Origin of the sequence: Chryseobacterium elymi, from assembly GCF_003385495.1 — a bacterium.
GTDB lineage: Bacteria > Bacteroidota > Bacteroidia > Flavobacteriales > Weeksellaceae > Chryseobacterium > Chryseobacterium elymi.
The window spans coordinates 34,132-49,672 of the sequence record NZ_QNUH01000019.1 but is presented as its reverse complement, the minus strand read 5'-3'; the positions used below and the strand labels follow the sequence as shown (position 1 = coordinate 49,672).

Here is a 15,541-nt window from a genome sequence, read left to right as displayed (position 1 = left end):
ATTTTTAAACGGATTATTTTACTTTTGTCCATTGCTGATTGTGTCTCAGCTCTTCAATAAACATATAAACTTCTCTTAGTTTTTCACTTCCTCTTTTGCCGTAGTCTTCTACGTTTTTGGAAGTTCCGTCCGTAAAATTAATTCTCAGATATGATGTTGAAAGATCCGTAATATTTTTTGTTCCGTATTTGTCTTTCAGGTTTTTTACATCAAGATCATTCAGTAGACTAATCAATTTATTATAATCTGCTTCTTTGATCACTCCTTGAAAAGTTCCTTCGCGTGGTTTTGAAAATTCACCTTTAGAAAAATCTTTGGAAAAATTAAAATGCTCAGCTTCCAGCATGGCCGTCCTGTCCGGATTGATGGTCATCGTGAAGATAGGGCAGGATCCGAAACATGCTCCTGCTTCATATTCAATTTTAGCATATTTTGAATTGGCTTTCTGGGTCGTGCAGGAAAATAAAAATATAAATGCACAAAAACTTAGTATATATTTCATAGCGGATGGTTTCCCTGGTTTGTTTCAATAATTATTCCAAATGCAGAACGGTCTCAGTATAGAAGCTATTCCAGAGATGAAACACAACATCCTTTGGTGAATGATAATCTTAGCAGTACAGAATCATTATTCATTGATTCATAGTATTTTGTTCTCTTCTTAGCAGTGTTATAATAAGAGTAGCTTTTTATTTCCCCTTTGTCAAAAATGATCTTATTTTTGAAGAATAAAGGTTCCATGTCATAAAGAATATTGTTGTTGAAATTCTGATCACTGGTGGTCACATCCAGCTCAATGATTCCCAGATTCGTTTTTGTTTTATTATTACGGATAAGATTATACTTATAATGAGTCAGGTTATTTTCTGCTTTCTTTTCAACCAATTCTAATATCCGGTCGGTTTTAGCTTTTCTTCTTTTCTTGATCTCAGCAATTTCCGACTCCAAAGGAATGTCACCAGTAAAATAATCAAAATTTCCGGGTTTGATCTCTTTACTCTCATCCTTGATCGAAACAGGAAGGACCGGATTGGTATCTTTACTTAAATTATAAATAATCCCATTTCTGCTGTTGTTAAAATACAGGACAGAAAGATCCGTTTCATTTGTGTAATATTCAATAATATCACTCACCTCATTATTTCTACCATTACCTGCTACTTTATTATGAGTAAGTTTATATTTTAACCTTTTGTTGAATTCATACTTAAAAAACGCCTTATGATTTAATGGTGCCGGCTCATCCTGTTTGGATGTTTGCATGAATGAAAAGCTGTCCTGGGCATAAGCCAGGGCAGGCAGCAGAAATGAAACAAAAATAACAGCGGGTGCTGTTATTTTTTTCAATGAGTGTATCATCTTTTATCCGTGAAGTTTTTTCCAGACAGCGTCTTTCAGTTCTAAAAGGCCTTCTCCCGTAACACCGGAGAAAAATAACGGCTTCCTGTTTTCAGGGAATTCAGCAGAAATTTCTTTTTTAAGCTCATCATCCAGAAGGTCGGATTTTGAAATAGAAATGATAAAATCTTTATCCAAAAGCTCAGGATTGTATTCCTTTAATTCGTTTTCCAGAATTTTAAACTCCTGGAAATGGCTTTCAGAATCTGCCGGAATTAAGAATAACAAGATGGAGTTTCTTTCAATATGTCTTAAGAATCTGTGTCCCAAACCTTTTCCTTCAGCAGCACCTTCAATAATACCTGGAATATCAGCCATTACAAATGATTTGTAATTTCTGTAGTCCACAATACCAAGATTGGGTGTTAAAGTTGTAAATGCATAATTTGCGATCTTAGGTTTTGCAGCAGATACGGATGCAAGAAGGGTAGACTTTCCGGCATTTGGAAAACCGACTAAACCTACATCTGCCAAAATTTTAAGCTCGAAAACTACAAAGCCTTCCTCACCATCCATTCCTGGCTGTGCATATCTTGGAGTCTGGTTGGTGGAAGATTTGAAATGTTCGTTTCCTTTTCCCCCTTTTCCTCCCTGCATCAAGATAATTTCCTGCTTATCTTCAAGAATTTCGCCGATAATTTCTCCCTCTTCATTTTTAGCGATAGTCCCAATCGGAACATCAATATAAATATCATCACCGTCAGCACCGGTCAGCTGATTTTTCGCTCCGTTTTCACCACGGTCAGCTTTTATGTGACGGGTGTATCGAAGTGGAAGTAAAGTCCATTCCTGAGCATTTCCTCTCATGATGACGTGTCCGCCACGGCCTCCGTCGCCTCCATCCGGACCACCTTTAGGAATATATTTTTCACGGCGAAGGTGGGCAGAACCAGCACCTCCGTGTCCGCTTTTACAATGGATCTTTACGTAATCTACAAAGTTAGACATATAGTTTGTGTTGCGGGTTGTGGCTTACGGGATCCGAATTTTTCCAATCCCGTACACCCTATCCCGATTATTTAATTTTTTCGACTTCAGCGAAAAGCTTTTGGGAAATCTCGTCAATTTCTCCTACGCCGTTTACTTCAACATATTTTCCCTGTTGCTTGTAAAGTTCGGCAACTTCTGCTGTTTTAGTATAATATTCTTTAATCCTGTTTTCAATGATTTCCACATTGCTGTCGTCAGATCTTCCGCTGGTTTCCCCTCTTTTCAGAAGTCTTTCCACTAAAATTTTGTCCTCTACCACTAACGAAAGACAGATATCAATTTTATCGTTCAGTTCCTGTGCTACAATTTTTTCCAAAGCTTCCGTCTGGGCAGTTGTTCTTGGATAGCCGTCAAAGATAAATCCGTTGGTATCAGTAGGTTTTCTGAGCTCATCGATCAGCATATCCGTTGTTACCTGATCCGGAACCAGTTCTCCCTTATCAATATAAGACTTAGCCAGTTTTCCAAGCTCAGTATCATTTTTCATGTTATATCTGAAAAGGTCGCCTGTTGAAATCTGTTTTAAATTGAATTTTTCGATCAGGTTTTGAGCTTGTGTTCCTTTTCCACTTCCTGGAGGGCCGAACAGAACAATGTTTATCATAATGTTGATTCGCTTGCAGCTTCCGGCACTAAGCTTTCAGCCTTTAGCTTTTTTAGTTAATATTTACTTTATTTCGATTTTAATATTTAAAGCTAATGGCTAATAGCCAAAAGCTAGTAGCAATAATTAATGGTTGATCTGTCCCTCTTCCAGTTGATACAGATTCGAAAGGTTTCTTCCTAACTCATCATAATCAAGACCATAACCAAGGACGAATTTATTTGGAATCTCTTTTCCGATATAATCCAGCTTGAAATCTTTTTTGTAAACATCAGGCTTTAATAAGAATGAAGCCAGCTTTACAGATTTCGGACGCTGTGTTTCCGTAAAATATTTGAACAGACTTTCAACTGTGTTTCCAGTATCTACAATATCTTCTACAAGAATAATGTGACGGTCCTTCACGTCTTTAGTAAGCTCCATCTTCTGGTAAACAATCCCCGTAGATTCCGTTCCTGAATACGAACTCATTTGGATGAAAGCAATTTCGCATTCGCCCGGATAGTATTTTAAAAGATCTGAGAAGAACATGATCACCCCATTCAGAACCCCGATGAAAACAGGAACCTCGTCTTTGTAATCTTCATAAATCCTTAACGCTGTTTCTTTTACAATTTCCTGAATTTCGGCGTCCTCCAGATAAGGAACGAAAGTTTTGTCGTGAACTTTAATGCTTTCCATAAAAAATTTTAGTAGTCGGCAAAGTTACGGATTTTTGATTAAAATCTTTTCTACTTTTATTCCGGATTTAATAAACATATCATTTAAAACGAATATCTTGAAATAATTCACCTTTTACAACTTCAATTATCATAATCTATCCGGAAAAATCTTCGTTTTTACAAGTCCATTACGTAAAAGAAATTCCGATCCAATGAATTTAATCATTATAAAAATATTGCTTTTTTTGTGCTTTTACCTTTGTTTTTTATATGAAGATTTTGTGTTTTTTAACTAAAAAAAATGAATAATTAATAATTTGCTATCTTTGTATTTCCAAAACCCAATCATAGCATGTAGGATTCAATTTCTTTCCGATTTTACCAAACAGTAGCCAAAGTGCTGCTGATGTTTAACTATTATTAAGAAAGGAATAATGATTTTACTGCAAAATATATCTTACGGGTTTCCGGGAGGAGATCTCCTTTTTAATTCAATCAATTTAACCATACAACCTAACACCATATCGGCATTGGCTGGAAGCAACGGTATTGGAAAGTCTATGCTTCTGAAGATCATTGCCCGGGAAATTCAGCCTTTAGAAGGAAGTGTAACGGTGAAGGGCGATGTATACTGTGTTCCACAGATGTTTGGTAATTTTGATCATCTGTCTGTTGCAGAATGTCTTAAAATTGACAAAAAACTGAATGCTCTTCAAAAGATCACAAGTGGCGAAGTAGATGAAGAATATTTTGAAATTTTAAATGAAGACTGGGATATTGAGGAACGCTGCCGGAATGCACTGAGTTACTGGAAACTTGAAGAACTGGAATTAAGTCAAAAGCTGAAAAGCTTAAGCGGAGGACAAAAAACAAAAGTTTTTCTGGCTGGTATTCAGATCAGTCAGCCGGACATTATTATCCTGGATGAACCTACGAATCATCTCGATCTGGAAGGACGAAATCTGTTGTATGATTTTATTGAAAAAACAAATTCGACTGTTATGATTGTGAGTCATGACCGTACTTTGCTGAATTTGGTCGATACCATTTTTGAATTAAGTAATCAGGGAATTTCTACCTATGGTGGAAATTATGACTTTTATGCTGAACAGAAGGAAATAGAGCAGGAAGCACTCCAGAATGATATTCATGCTAAGGAAAGGGCCTTGAAAAAAGCAAAAGAAAAGGAACGGGAAACTATAGATCGCAAACAGAAACTGGATGCAAGAGGAAAACAGAAGCAGGAAAAATCCGGCGTAGCGAGAATTATGATGAATACCTTACGGAATAGTGCTGAAAAAAATACTTCCAAGTTAAAAGGTGTTCATGCTGAGAAAATCAGCGGTATTTCCGGTGATCTTCGCGATCTTCGTTCTTCACTGAAAAATTCTGATCAGATGAAAGTGAATTTCAATGATTCCAATCTGCATTCCGGAAAAATTCTGATCGGTGTGGAAGACATTAATTTCAAATATGGACATGAAAATCTCTGGAAGGAAAATCTCAGTCTTGAGATCAGGAGTGGTGACAGAATTTCTATCAAAGGCTCAAACGGGTCGGGGAAAACAACTTTGATAAAACTGTTGTTGGGAGGTTTGCAACCAACTGTTGGAGATATTTCGAGATCAGAATTTAATATGATTTACATTGATCAGGAATATTCCCTGATCGGGCACGAAATAAGTGTGTATGATTTTGTGAAGCAGTTTAATGACGGAGCAATGCAGGAATCTGAAGTGAAAACTCTGTTGGCCAGATTTTTATTTGGAAAAGAAACCTGGGATAAGAAATGTGGAGTACTGAGTGGAGGAGAGCGCTTAAGACTGCTTCTCTGTGGGCTTTCTATAAGCAGTAAAGCTCCTGATATGATTATCCTTGATGAACCGACGAATAATTTGGATCTCCGGAACGTAGAAATCTTAACAGCATCTATTAAAGATTATAAGGGAACATTGTTGGTAATTTCACATGATGAGCTGTTTCTGGAAGAGATTGGGGTGGAGAGGGAGATTGTTTTGGCTTAAATAGAAGCATTATGACCTGATGTTTTATGCTCTCGCAGATTTTGCTGATTGAGCAGATGCTTTTATTGTATTTGTCATTGCGAGGAGTGCAGCGACGAAGCAATCTCTTCTAATTTTATGGAATAGGATTAGATTGCTTCACCTACGGTTCGCAATGACGGTTAAAATCCACTGGTATATATCGTTGAAGACGTCTTTCCCGATTTCCTCATTTAATATTTCATGGCGCATTTCGGGATAGATTTTCGTATTTACATCATTAAATCCATCCTGCTTCAAAAGATTAACAGTTTGTATGACGCCTTTACTGAAATCTCCGATAGGATCATTCTGTCCACTGATGAAAAGGAAAGGGAAGGATTTTGGAATAGAAGCAGCCCAGCTTCTTGCCGTTGCTTTTTTGTAAATACTGAACAATGCATAAAAAGCATTATTGGTAAACGGAATACCACAAAGCTCATCTTCAGTAAATGCTTTCCTGTTAGCCGGATTTATACTGAGCCAACTTGTATCACTGAAATCTTTGTCTTTTTTGAAACGCTTATTATTGACAATATTAAAAAGCGTATTGAGATAAGTAGGATGATAAGGCGCTATTTTGTTGGCTAACGAAAGATACCCTTTTATCAAACTAATACCTGCTAACGGACCTCCGGTTCCAACAATCACCGCTCCGGTAAATTTTCCACCGGATTTTTGAAGAAGGCAGCGGGTAACAAACGACCCCATGGAATGTCCAAGAACAAAATGAGGCACATCCGGATAGTGTTGGTGAAGATATTCACCCATCGCTTCAGCATCCGAAATCAGTTTTTCATCGGGTTGATCCAGCTGGAAAAATCCGATGTCTTTTTTATCTTTTACGGATTTGCCATGTCCTAAGTGATCGTAGATGAGTACGGCAAGTCCCCGGTCTGCAAAATATTCTGCAATTTCAGTATATCTTCCGCTGTGTTCCTGCATGCCGTGGATGATCAGTAAGGTGGCTTTTACGGGAACTTCAACAGGAGAGAAGAGGGTGTGGAAAAGTTTTGTTTCGTTGGGTCTGGGAGAGAAATAGGATGATTTTTGTGATGCCATATGGATTGTCTTATTATTTCAGTAGACAATCAAATATACGGAATTAATTAAAGTTTATTTAAGATTATCAAACGCTTTTCTGATGATTTTTAATTTCTAATCTATTCATCTAATCTCGTTGAAATATCCATTTGCTGATGGAGAATTCTGATAATTTCAATTTCTCCATGTTTCAGGTTGATTCTGTAAAATATAAAATGAGATTTTACTCTTGAACGGAAATATCCTTTTCTTATTTTGTTGTAATCTCTTCCTGAATTTGGATTTGCAGATAAATATTCAATTTCATTCATTAGCAGATCAAAATAATAATCTGCCTGTTTTAATGACCAGGTTTCGAAAGTGTATAGCCAGATTTTTTCTAAGTCATTTAATGCTTCTTTGCTTATTCTATAATTCATGAATCAGCAGAATGTTTTTGATGAAGACTCTTTAGAAATTCTTTGCGATCAAAATCCTCTGCAAAACCAGATTTTTCCCCTTTTTTTAATTCATTGATTAGTTCTGTCTTCTTAGATTCTTCATACTCAAATAACCTTAGAGCATTTCTTATCACTTCGCTTGCAGAAGAGTATTTTCCTGATTTTATTTGTTCACTGATGAAATTATCAAAATAATCTCCTAATAATATGGATGTGTTTTTTGCCATTTCATTTTAATTTATTTCAAATATACCAATTTTTGGTATTTATTCAAAATAATAATAAATTGCATTTAGATGTAAATTATAATTTGAATCTTCAGTATAATTTACATTATTTAATATAGTCAGATACCAAAGGAATATTGTAATATAATTCCATGATTTCCACCTCACCCATAAAATAAATTTCTCTCATAATTTGCCCACCCTATTTTTAAAAAGTAATTTTGCATGAATCTAAAATAAAAGTAAAATATGTCAACTTACGTAGTTGTAGGTCTTCAGTATGGAGATGAAGGTAAAGGAAAAATCACAGATGTTTTATCGGCTAAATCGGATTATGTTGTTCGTTTCCAAGGGGGGGACAACGCTGGTCACACGGTTTATGTAGGTGAAGAAAAATTTGTACTTCACCTTCTTCCTTCTGGTGTGCTGCAGTGCAAAGGGAAGTGTATCATTGCTAATGGAGTAGTGGTAAACCCAAAATCTTTCATTAAAGAGGTTGGCCAGATCGAGAGCAAAGGCTTGAGAACTGACCACATTTTTATCAGCAGAAGAGCGCATGTAATCATGCCTTACCACATTCTTTTGGATACATACCGTGAAGAGGAACATGGAGGGACTCAGATCGGGACTACTAAAAAAGGAATCGGGCCATGCTATGAAGATAAGATCGCAAGAATCGGGATCAGAATGGTAGACCTTTTAAATCCTGAAATCTTAAGAGATAAAATTGAGAAGAACTTAAAAGTTAAAAATTCTCTTTTTGAAAAATATTACGGAAAGCCAACACTGGACGTAGAAGAAATTTATAACGAATTTTTAGCCATCGGAAAACAGCTTCAGGATAGAATCGTAGATACTGAAGTTGAATTGAATGAAGCGATCAGAGACGGTAAAAATGTTTTATTCGAAGGAGCCCAGGCATTGATGCTGGATATCGACTTCGGGACGTATCCATACGTAACTTCATCTTCACCTTCTACAGGGGGAGTTTGTACGGGAGCCGGTGTACCGCCGACTTCACTTCAAAATCTTATCGGGGTTGCCAAAGCCTATTGCACAAGAGTAGGAAACGGGCCTTTTCCTTCCGAACTGGATAACGAACTAGGAGAAAAAATCAGACAGATTGGTGGTGAATTTGGAGCTACAACAGGTAGACCGAGAAGAACAGGCTGGTTAGACCTTGTTTCTTTAAAGCACGCTTGTATGATCAACGGAATCAATAATCTTGTTATTACAAAACTGGACGTACTTACAGGAATTGAAAACCTGAAAATCGTTACCCATTATAAGACTGAAGACGATAAAATCATTGATTATTTCACTTCTTCAACAGAGAAACTATACAACTACGAACCAATCTATCACGATTTACCGGGGTGGAATGAAGATCTTACCAAAGTAAGAAGCTACGACGAACTTCCTGATAACGCTCAGAAATATATCGAGTTTATTGAGGAGTACCTGGGAATCAACGTATACTTGGTTTCTGTAGGTCCTGAAAGAAGCCAGAACATTATCAGGAAAGAATTATTCTAACATTATTAGGATACAAGATAAATAAGAAAGAGACTGTCATGTGGCAGTCTCTTTTTTTAGGTAAATTATCAGTTTTTGTCAGAAGTATTTATCCTTCAGTTACCACTTCATCGCGGTTGCCATCCTCTTCTTTTCCTTCCTGTATCATTTCTTCTACTTCTGCTTTCTCTTCCTGAGTGGCTTCCTGAACCCGTTCTTCCTGTTCATCATTATGATGGTCTATAAAAAACTCACAGTAGACGGGAAGATGGTCTGAACCGAAATTTTCAAGGGTTTTAAGCTCATTAATAAAAATGTCTTCACTGTGGAACATCAGATCGATAGGGAATCTCAGCAGACGGTATTTAGCGTGAAATGTAGACACAAAGGAAAGTCCTATTCTGGGATCAATCAAATGGCTTGTTTTTCTAAATAGTATGGATGATTTTGACCATGCCACATTGTTAAAGTCTCCCACAACAATAACTGGTTCATGGATCTCTTTTACCCGTTTTGCTGCGCTTAAAAGATCTCCGTCTCTTTCTTTGGAGGTTTCCTCTTCAGTAGGGCTTGGCGGAGGCGGATGCACTCCGAAAAATACAAATGAAAAGCCATCTTCAGTCTTTAGGTGTATTTCAATGCTCGGAATATCATCAGCCACGAAATAGTGAGTTTGTGCACTCTCAATCTCAAGTTTAGAGTAGAAATGCATTCCGTAGGTATTTTCGAGAGTTACTTTATGCTGGAACGGATAATCTTTTTCGAGAACTTTTAAGGCCTGTTCCCAGTCTCCATTACTTTCCATAGTCATAAAGACTTCAGGTTTGTATTTTTTAATAAGTTGAATAAATCTTTCGTATTCCTTATTAAACTGATAAACATTGGCAGAAATGAAATGCAGTTTTTGTGAAGATTCATGCTGCCGCTTATGTCTTTTGACAGGATAAAGCGGTGTATATTTCACAAGGGTTACCCCGTGATGAATAAACAATAACAGCAGAAGACTCTGTGAATACCAGATATGCTGAGGCTGATCAAGTAAAAACCCCAAAATAAAAGTGATCAAAACAACATAAGTAATCTGAATCTTACCAAACTCCGAAACCCTGAATATCCAATGGGAATTCTGAATTTTAGGCAGCAGTGTCAAGAGCACAAGCAATCCGGTTAACGACAAATAAATACCCCACATAAAATTTAATCAACGGATAAAAATAGTTTATTTTTTATACAATTCAAATCAATTCGCTTTTTAAGCTTTGTTAATTTAATAGTTTACCATAATTTTCCTACTTTTATTCTGTCAGATAATTAATCCCCATATGAATAAACTTATTGCAGCTGCTCTGTTTTTCGGTACTTTTTGTTTCGGACAGCAGAACCAGGAAATAGAAAAACCAATCCGTAATCTGTTTTTAGGAATTAAGAATGCAGATCCTGAGATGATGAAATCCGTTTTTGCAGAAGGAGCCATTCTTCAGAGCATCACTAAAGATGGAACAGTAAAAAACGAAAACGTACAGGAATTTATCGCTTCCGTTTCAAAATTTTCAAAAGATGATCTGGATGAAAGAATTATCATTGATGCAATCCATACAGATGGTGGGCTTGCAAGTGTGTTCACACCGTATTCTTTCTTCTTCAAAGGTAAATTTTCACATTGCGGGGCGAACAGCTTTCAATTGATCAGGCAGCAGAATGACTGGAAAATTCAGTACATCATCGATACCAGAAGAAAAGAAAACTGCAAAGAAATAAAATAATGAAGAGCTGAAACCTGATTGCGTTTCAAATCTATAGAATCTGGCATAAGAATTAAAAATTTAAAATGAAGATCCATCACATTGCCATTATATGCTCAGATTATAGAGTTTCAAAGAAATTCTACACTGAAGTTTTAGGCCTTACTATGATCCGCGAAGTTTACCGTGAAAAAAGACAGTCATATAAGCTTGACCTAGCTATAGGTGATCATTACGTTATTGAACTGTTTTCATTTCCTGATCCGCCGCCAAGGCCTTCCCGCCCGGAGTCATGCGGCTTAAGGCATCTGGCTTTTTCCGTGGAGAATGTAGAACGCAAAAGAGAAGAGCTCATAACCAAAGGGCTAACCTGTGAAGACATTCGTATAGATGAATACACCGGAAAAGAATTTTTCTTTACCCAGGATCCGGATCAGCTTCCGCTGGAATTTTATGAAATGTAAAAAATTAGTGAGCGTAACCTGTAAAGAAACTAATGGCCATAATAGCCAGTACTATTGAAGAAATGACTACATAAACATAGTCTTTTTCTTTTAAATAACCTATCAGTGCAAAAATAATCCTCACCAGAGGAGTGAAAATCAAAAGCAGGATTCCCAGCTGGATAATAGCCATACCTTCTCCTTTGCATAAAGAATTCCAAAACATACCCCATACTTTTTCAGAAGAGGAGCCCATGTCCAGGGAAGTATATTTTTTAGGCATTTTAAAGCCTTCCATAAAAAGTTTGATAAAGCCGACCAATGATGTTGCCACAGACAAAATAACGCCCAGTCTCAGCAGATTCCCTACCGAACGGTTCAGATCCACATCTGTAAAATTCTTTCTCATTATCTGAAACTTTTATTGATACCGTTATACATCATATATATTGATAAAATGGTGATCACAATCGCAAAGAATACTTTTAATTTCTTTGTTTTGGATACCATCAGGGTTTTTGAGCCTATGAAACTTCCTACCACCACACCAATCAGCACCGGTGCTACAATTACAGGAATGATCTCGCCTCTCTGGAAGTAGATCAGAGCACTGGCCACAGCTGTTACACCAATCATAAAGTTACTTGTAGTAGTAGAAACCTTAAATGGCAGCTTCATCATATTATCCATTGCCAGAACCTTCAGTGCGCCAGACCCGATTCCCAAAAGACCGGACATGGCACCGGCAAACAGCATCATCAGAAATCCCGGAACTGTATTTCTTGCAGAATAGCTTTTCAAAACCCCTTTATCGGGGAAAGTTCCGTACAATTTCAGTTTTTCTTCAAGGCTTCCTTTTATCAAAGGTTTTTGGTGATCAGGTTTTCCCTTAAGATTGATAATAACTGTTAATAAAAGAATACTTGCAAAGATAATTCCGATGGTATTGGGATTAAGCATTCCGGAAACTAATGCCCCGATAATAGCTCCGGCAGTAGTACCGATTTCCAGAAACATGCCTATACGCATATTGGTGAAACCTTCCTTCACAAAAGCTACGGCAGCACCCGAAGAAGTACCGATCACAGAAATTAAAGAAGCACCAATGGCATAATGCATCGGAACGCCAAAACCCAGCGTCAATAAAGGAATAATAATAACTCCTCCTCCCAAACCCGTAAGTGAACCCAAAAGACCGGCGGAAACTGCGCCGAGAAACAGAATGATGATTTCTGACATGCTACAAATATAAAACTATTGTAGTACTCTGCCAAACGTTTAAAAAAGATAAATTTAACGTATTTTTGCAGCTATGAAAACTGAAATGAAATTGTTTTATATCATTCTCGGTGCAACGCCCAAAGGCAGGAATATCGAGCAGCATGACGTTTTTTTCGGGATCGCAGAAAACCTTAAAGATCTCGTTCCGGATATGAAAGACTTCTGGAAAGAAGCGGAAGGAAAGATTCATGTGGATTGTTATCAGGAAGTGAGATTTGCAGACGGATATGAGGTGAAGATTGTTGAAAAAACAGATCTGCCATCCGAAGACCAGCTGTATTTCCTTAATTTAGGAGGGTACAAAAAAGGCTTTTTTGAAGAATTTCACGAACAACACCTGATGGTGGGGAAATCAATGGGAGAAATCATTAAAAGGGCAAAGGCAACAGAATTTTATGCGACAATGGGCTTTGAAGGAGCTGTAAGTCATATTGATGATAAGCACGGTGTTGATATTGATGATATCTTCAATGTCAATGATATTCTGCCGGAAAAAATGAAAGAAAAATACTCAATCATCCTGACAAAATCTGAGGCGGAGAGTCAGGAAAATCCAATAGGGCTTGGATATTTAAAGATTGATAAAATTCAATAAAAGCTTTCCATTAAAATCTAATAGAAAAATAAAAGTAAGAATGAAAATAGGAATTTTAGGAGGCGGACAGCTCGGAAGAATGCTGATACAAAGCGCACTGAAATACGACGACCAATTTTATACACTGGACCCTGCCTCCGATGCACCGTGCAGCAGCATCTCCCATTTTACCCAAGGGAATTTCAATGATTATGATACGGTACTGAACTTCGGGAAAGATAAAGATGTAATCACCATCGAAATAGAGCATGTTAATGCCGATGCTTTGGCAGAACTTGAAAAGCAGGGTGTAAAAGTAGTTCCTAATGCTGCCATTATTAAAACTATTCAGCAGAAAATTCTCCAGAAAGAATTCTACAAAATATATGATATTCCAAGTCCTGAATTTCAGGTCGTTTGGGACAGCGAAGAAAAAATCATGATGCCGTTGCCGTTTGTACAGAAAATGAACACCGGAGGGTATGACGGGAAAGGAGTTCAGGTGATCAAAACAAAAGATGATTACCAGCATTTATGGAAAGAGGCTTCCGTGATCGAAAGTCTGGTAGATATTGACAAGGAACTTTCTGTCATTGTTGCCAGAAATGAAAACGGTGAAACCAAAACTTTTCCTGTAACGGAAATGGTAGCTGATCCAAAGCTGAACCTGTTGGATTTCAATATCTGTCCTGTGTTTTTGAGCGATGATATCCAGAAACAGATCAATTCCATTACTGAGAAATTTCTGGGTGCTGTAAACTCGCCCGGTCTTTTTGCCATCGAATTATTCCTTGACAAAAGTGGAAAAGTATGGGTGAACGAAACCGCTCCAAGACTGCATAATTCAGGTCATCAAAGCCAGGAAGGAAATGCTAATTCCCAGTTTGAGCAGATGTACCGTGTTGTGAAAAATCTACCGCTGGCAGACACAGATGCTTTTACCTATAGCGGAATGCTGAACCTTGTTGGAGCAGAAGGATATGCCGGAAAGGTGATCTACGAAGGAATGGATGATGTTCTCAAATTACCGAAAACCTACATTCATCTCTACGGAAAAACTGAAACCAAACCCGGACGAAAAATGGGGCACATTAATGTACTGGCTGATTCCAGAGAAGAGCTGATGGAAAAACTGGTGAAGGTGAAAGCAATGATAAGAGTGATCGCTGAATAAGGAGTAGGCTTAAAATAAAGATAAAGAGCTGTAATATATGGATTGCAGCTCTTTTTTATGTGATTTTGTCAATGCTATCTATCCATCCGCTTCATCGAATCAACTTGTTGATTCTGTTCTTAGCTTTCCTTAAATCTATAGTATGATCTTAAATCTTTGCATGAAAAATTATCCCGCAGATTAGATGGATTGAGCATATTTTTGTGAATGTTGTGAAGCTTGAATTCACTCTATTCTATCCACGTTCTACTTTTGAATTTTAGGAAAATCAATGCTCCATTTCTTTTCATTGGAATTCCAGATCAAAAAAGGGCCATCAAATTCATCAAAATAAACTAACTCATAAGAGCCATTGCCGTTTTGCCTATAGTCAGGTTGTGCTCCAAGATCTTCTTTTTTGAAACCTAATTTTTCGAGTGTTTCCCAATCATTATTTTCCGGAAGATGATGATAAGTATTTTTATAAATCTCAATATTTTGTATGAGACTGTTTCCGTATTTTATATCGGCACTCCTTGTTATGTCTATCGGAAGATTCCAGTAGATTGTAAAGGATACAATGATCGTAAGAAGGATGGAAATTATTACTATCGCAGCTTTTCTCATAACATTAAACTTTATTACTTAATATCTTTCTCCTCCACCTTTTCAAAAACCTTCTTTTCTTCATTCCAGACAAAGGCATGGTAATAAACATTTTCGTCTTCAGGAGATTCTTTACAGATACTGGCAATAAACAGTTTGCTGCCCAGGCCGAATATTGCCCGGTCTTCAGCAAACATGCAGGACGTTTCTTCTCCCAGCGGAAGCCCGTAGATTTTACCGTCCCGGACATCCATCATTAATCCCATAATACAGCTTGCACCACATCCAAAAATAACCGTGATATAATAGCTGGCAAAATCAGGAGTACCAGATGCATAAGCTTCCTTAATTCTTGTCCGGAAGTTATAAGCTCCTTCATCGCTGGAGAAATTAAGCTTTGCTTTTTTGACGAATTTATAATCGGCTGACGGAAATTTATTGAAAGCAAAAACCGAAGAAACAGCATCCGGTTCTGTTTTTTCGGGGTTTATAGGTTCTGGTTCATGGAAGATAGTTGTATCGGTTTTTATTTCTCTGGGAGTTTCTGCTATAACGGTTTCAATTGCAGTAGGCTGCGAAATTTTATTTTCGACTTTGTCTTTTTTTTCTTTGCATGAAAATATGGCAGAAGCTATCAGCAGAATTAATATTGTTTTCATTCTCATTTATTGTTTTTTAATGACAATTAGCGTCTTACCTTCATATTTGCTTTTTTCAATTTTGAAAAGGAGGACACATCCGTAGGCTCCCATCGGAATTGGCCATATTGATGTACAAAGTTTTATTTTTCGGATCAAAATGATATGTGACAGATTTATTA

At 37.1% G+C, this 15,541-nt stretch carries 19 protein-coding genes; 6 read left to right on the top strand and 13 right to left on the bottom strand.

Annotation, left to right across the window (positions count from 1 at the left end):
- Positions 1-13 precede the first annotated feature (13 nt).
- From DRF60_RS17325 to DRF60_RS17305, 5 genes are all read right to left on the bottom strand, one after another.
- Positions 14-502 (bottom strand): DUF6438 domain-containing protein, encoded by a 489-nt coding sequence (locus DRF60_RS17325; RefSeq protein ID WP_116013622.1) that lies wholly within the window; start codon positions 500-502, stop codon positions 14-16.
- A 65-nt stretch (positions 503-567) separates the two neighbouring features.
- Positions 568-1,347 carry a hypothetical protein gene (locus tag DRF60_RS17320; RefSeq protein WP_123902700.1) on the bottom strand — a complete coding sequence of 260 codons (780 nt, stop codon included), beginning with the start codon at positions 1,345-1,347 and terminating at the stop codon, positions 568-570.
- A gap of 15 nt (positions 1,348-1,362) precedes the next feature.
- A complete protein-coding gene (obgE, locus tag DRF60_RS17315) occupies positions 1,363-2,346 on the bottom strand; it encodes a GTPase ObgE (RefSeq protein WP_116013617.1) in 984 nt (327 codons plus the stop codon).
- A gap of 67 nt (positions 2,347-2,413) precedes the next feature.
- Positions 2,414-2,992 (bottom strand): adenylate kinase, encoded by a 579-nt coding sequence (locus DRF60_RS17310; protein WP_116013614.1) that lies wholly within the window; start codon positions 2,990-2,992, stop codon positions 2,414-2,416.
- Between the two features lie 126 nt (positions 2,993-3,118).
- Complete coding sequence (locus DRF60_RS17305; RefSeq protein ID WP_116013611.1) at positions 3,119-3,673, bottom strand: phosphoribosyltransferase; 555 nt, start codon at positions 3,671-3,673, stop codon at positions 3,119-3,121.
- A 415-nt stretch (positions 3,674-4,088) separates the two neighbouring features.
- On the opposite strand from DRF60_RS17305, the gene DRF60_RS17300 reads away from it, so the two are divergent.
- Entirely contained in the window at positions 4,089-5,678 is a 1,590-nt protein-coding gene (locus DRF60_RS17300) for an ABC-F family ATP-binding cassette domain-containing protein (protein ID WP_116013609.1), read from the top strand.
- Between the two features lie 138 nt (positions 5,679-5,816).
- On the opposite strand, the gene DRF60_RS17295 is transcribed toward DRF60_RS17300, so the two are convergent.
- From DRF60_RS17295 to DRF60_RS17285, 3 genes are all read right to left on the bottom strand, one after another.
- A complete protein-coding gene (locus DRF60_RS17295) occupies positions 5,817-6,758 on the bottom strand; it encodes an alpha/beta fold hydrolase (RefSeq protein WP_116013607.1) in 942 nt (313 codons plus the stop codon).
- A 101-nt stretch (positions 6,759-6,859) separates the two neighbouring features.
- Positions 6,860-7,159, bottom strand: a complete 300-nt coding sequence (locus tag DRF60_RS17290; RefSeq protein ID WP_116013604.1) for a type II toxin-antitoxin system RelE/ParE family toxin — start codon at positions 7,157-7,159, stop codon at positions 6,860-6,862.
- On the bottom strand, positions 7,156-7,407 hold the full coding sequence (locus DRF60_RS17285) for a type II toxin-antitoxin system ParD family antitoxin (protein ID WP_116013602.1): 252 nt from the start codon (positions 7,405-7,407) through the stop codon (positions 7,156-7,158). The genes DRF60_RS17290 and DRF60_RS17285 overlap by 4 nt, the downstream gene beginning before the upstream one ends.
- 249 nt (positions 7,408-7,656) lie before the next feature.
- Between DRF60_RS17285 and DRF60_RS17280 the strand changes: the two genes are divergently transcribed.
- The gene (locus DRF60_RS17280; protein WP_111960966.1) at positions 7,657-8,943 is read left to right on the top strand and encodes an adenylosuccinate synthase; all 1,287 of its coding nucleotides are present in this window, start codon (positions 7,657-7,659) and stop codon (positions 8,941-8,943) included.
- 88 nt (positions 8,944-9,031) lie between these two features.
- Here the strand turns inward: DRF60_RS17280 and DRF60_RS17275 are convergent, their stop codons facing one another.
- Entirely contained in the window at positions 9,032-10,078 is a 1,047-nt protein-coding gene (locus DRF60_RS17275; protein WP_238640232.1) for an endonuclease/exonuclease/phosphatase family protein, read from the bottom strand.
- Positions 10,079-10,244: 166 nt separating this feature from the next.
- On the opposite strand from DRF60_RS17275, the gene DRF60_RS17270 reads away from it, so the two are divergent.
- Positions 10,245-10,685: a nuclear transport factor 2 family protein gene (locus tag DRF60_RS17270; RefSeq protein WP_116013596.1), complete on the top strand. Its 441-nt coding sequence runs from the start codon at positions 10,245-10,247 to the stop codon at positions 10,683-10,685.
- 65 nt (positions 10,686-10,750) lie between these two features.
- The gene (gene gloA2 / locus DRF60_RS17265; protein ID WP_116013593.1) at positions 10,751-11,128 is read left to right on the top strand and encodes an SMU1112c/YaeR family gloxylase I-like metalloprotein; all 378 of its coding nucleotides are present in this window, start codon (positions 10,751-10,753) and stop codon (positions 11,126-11,128) included.
- A gap of 4 nt (positions 11,129-11,132) precedes the next feature.
- On the opposite strand, the gene DRF60_RS17260 is transcribed toward gloA2, so the two are convergent.
- Together DRF60_RS17260 and DRF60_RS17255 are read right to left on the bottom strand one after the other, a co-directional pair.
- The gene (locus tag DRF60_RS17260; RefSeq protein WP_116013590.1) at positions 11,133-11,516 is read right to left on the bottom strand and encodes a DUF1634 domain-containing protein; all 384 of its coding nucleotides are present in this window, start codon (positions 11,514-11,516) and stop codon (positions 11,133-11,135) included.
- Positions 11,516-12,346, bottom strand: coding sequence for a sulfite exporter TauE/SafE family protein (locus tag DRF60_RS17255; RefSeq protein WP_116013587.1), 831 nt, complete (start codon positions 12,344-12,346; stop codon positions 11,516-11,518). The genes DRF60_RS17260 and DRF60_RS17255 overlap by 1 nt, the downstream gene beginning before the upstream one ends.
- A gap of 85 nt (positions 12,347-12,431) precedes the next feature.
- Here DRF60_RS17255 and DRF60_RS17250 point away from each other — a divergent pair, with 85 nt between their 5' ends.
- The gene (locus DRF60_RS17250) at positions 12,432-12,983 is read left to right on the top strand and encodes a DUF1543 domain-containing protein (protein WP_116013722.1); all 552 of its coding nucleotides are present in this window, start codon (positions 12,432-12,434) and stop codon (positions 12,981-12,983) included.
- Between the two features lie 40 nt (positions 12,984-13,023).
- A complete protein-coding gene (locus DRF60_RS17245; protein ID WP_116013719.1) occupies positions 13,024-14,136 on the top strand; it encodes a 5-(carboxyamino)imidazole ribonucleotide synthase in 1,113 nt (370 codons plus the stop codon).
- Between the two features lie 246 nt (positions 14,137-14,382).
- On the opposite strand, the gene DRF60_RS17240 is transcribed toward DRF60_RS17245, so the two are convergent.
- The gene (locus tag DRF60_RS17240) at positions 14,383-14,742 is read right to left on the bottom strand and encodes a hypothetical protein (RefSeq protein ID WP_116013585.1); all 360 of its coding nucleotides are present in this window, start codon (positions 14,740-14,742) and stop codon (positions 14,383-14,385) included.
- Positions 14,743-14,756: 14 nt separating this feature from the next.
- Positions 14,757-15,380, bottom strand: coding sequence for a hypothetical protein (locus tag DRF60_RS17235; protein WP_123902699.1), 624 nt, complete (start codon positions 15,378-15,380; stop codon positions 14,757-14,759).
- Between the last annotated feature and the right edge of the window lie 161 nt (positions 15,381-15,541).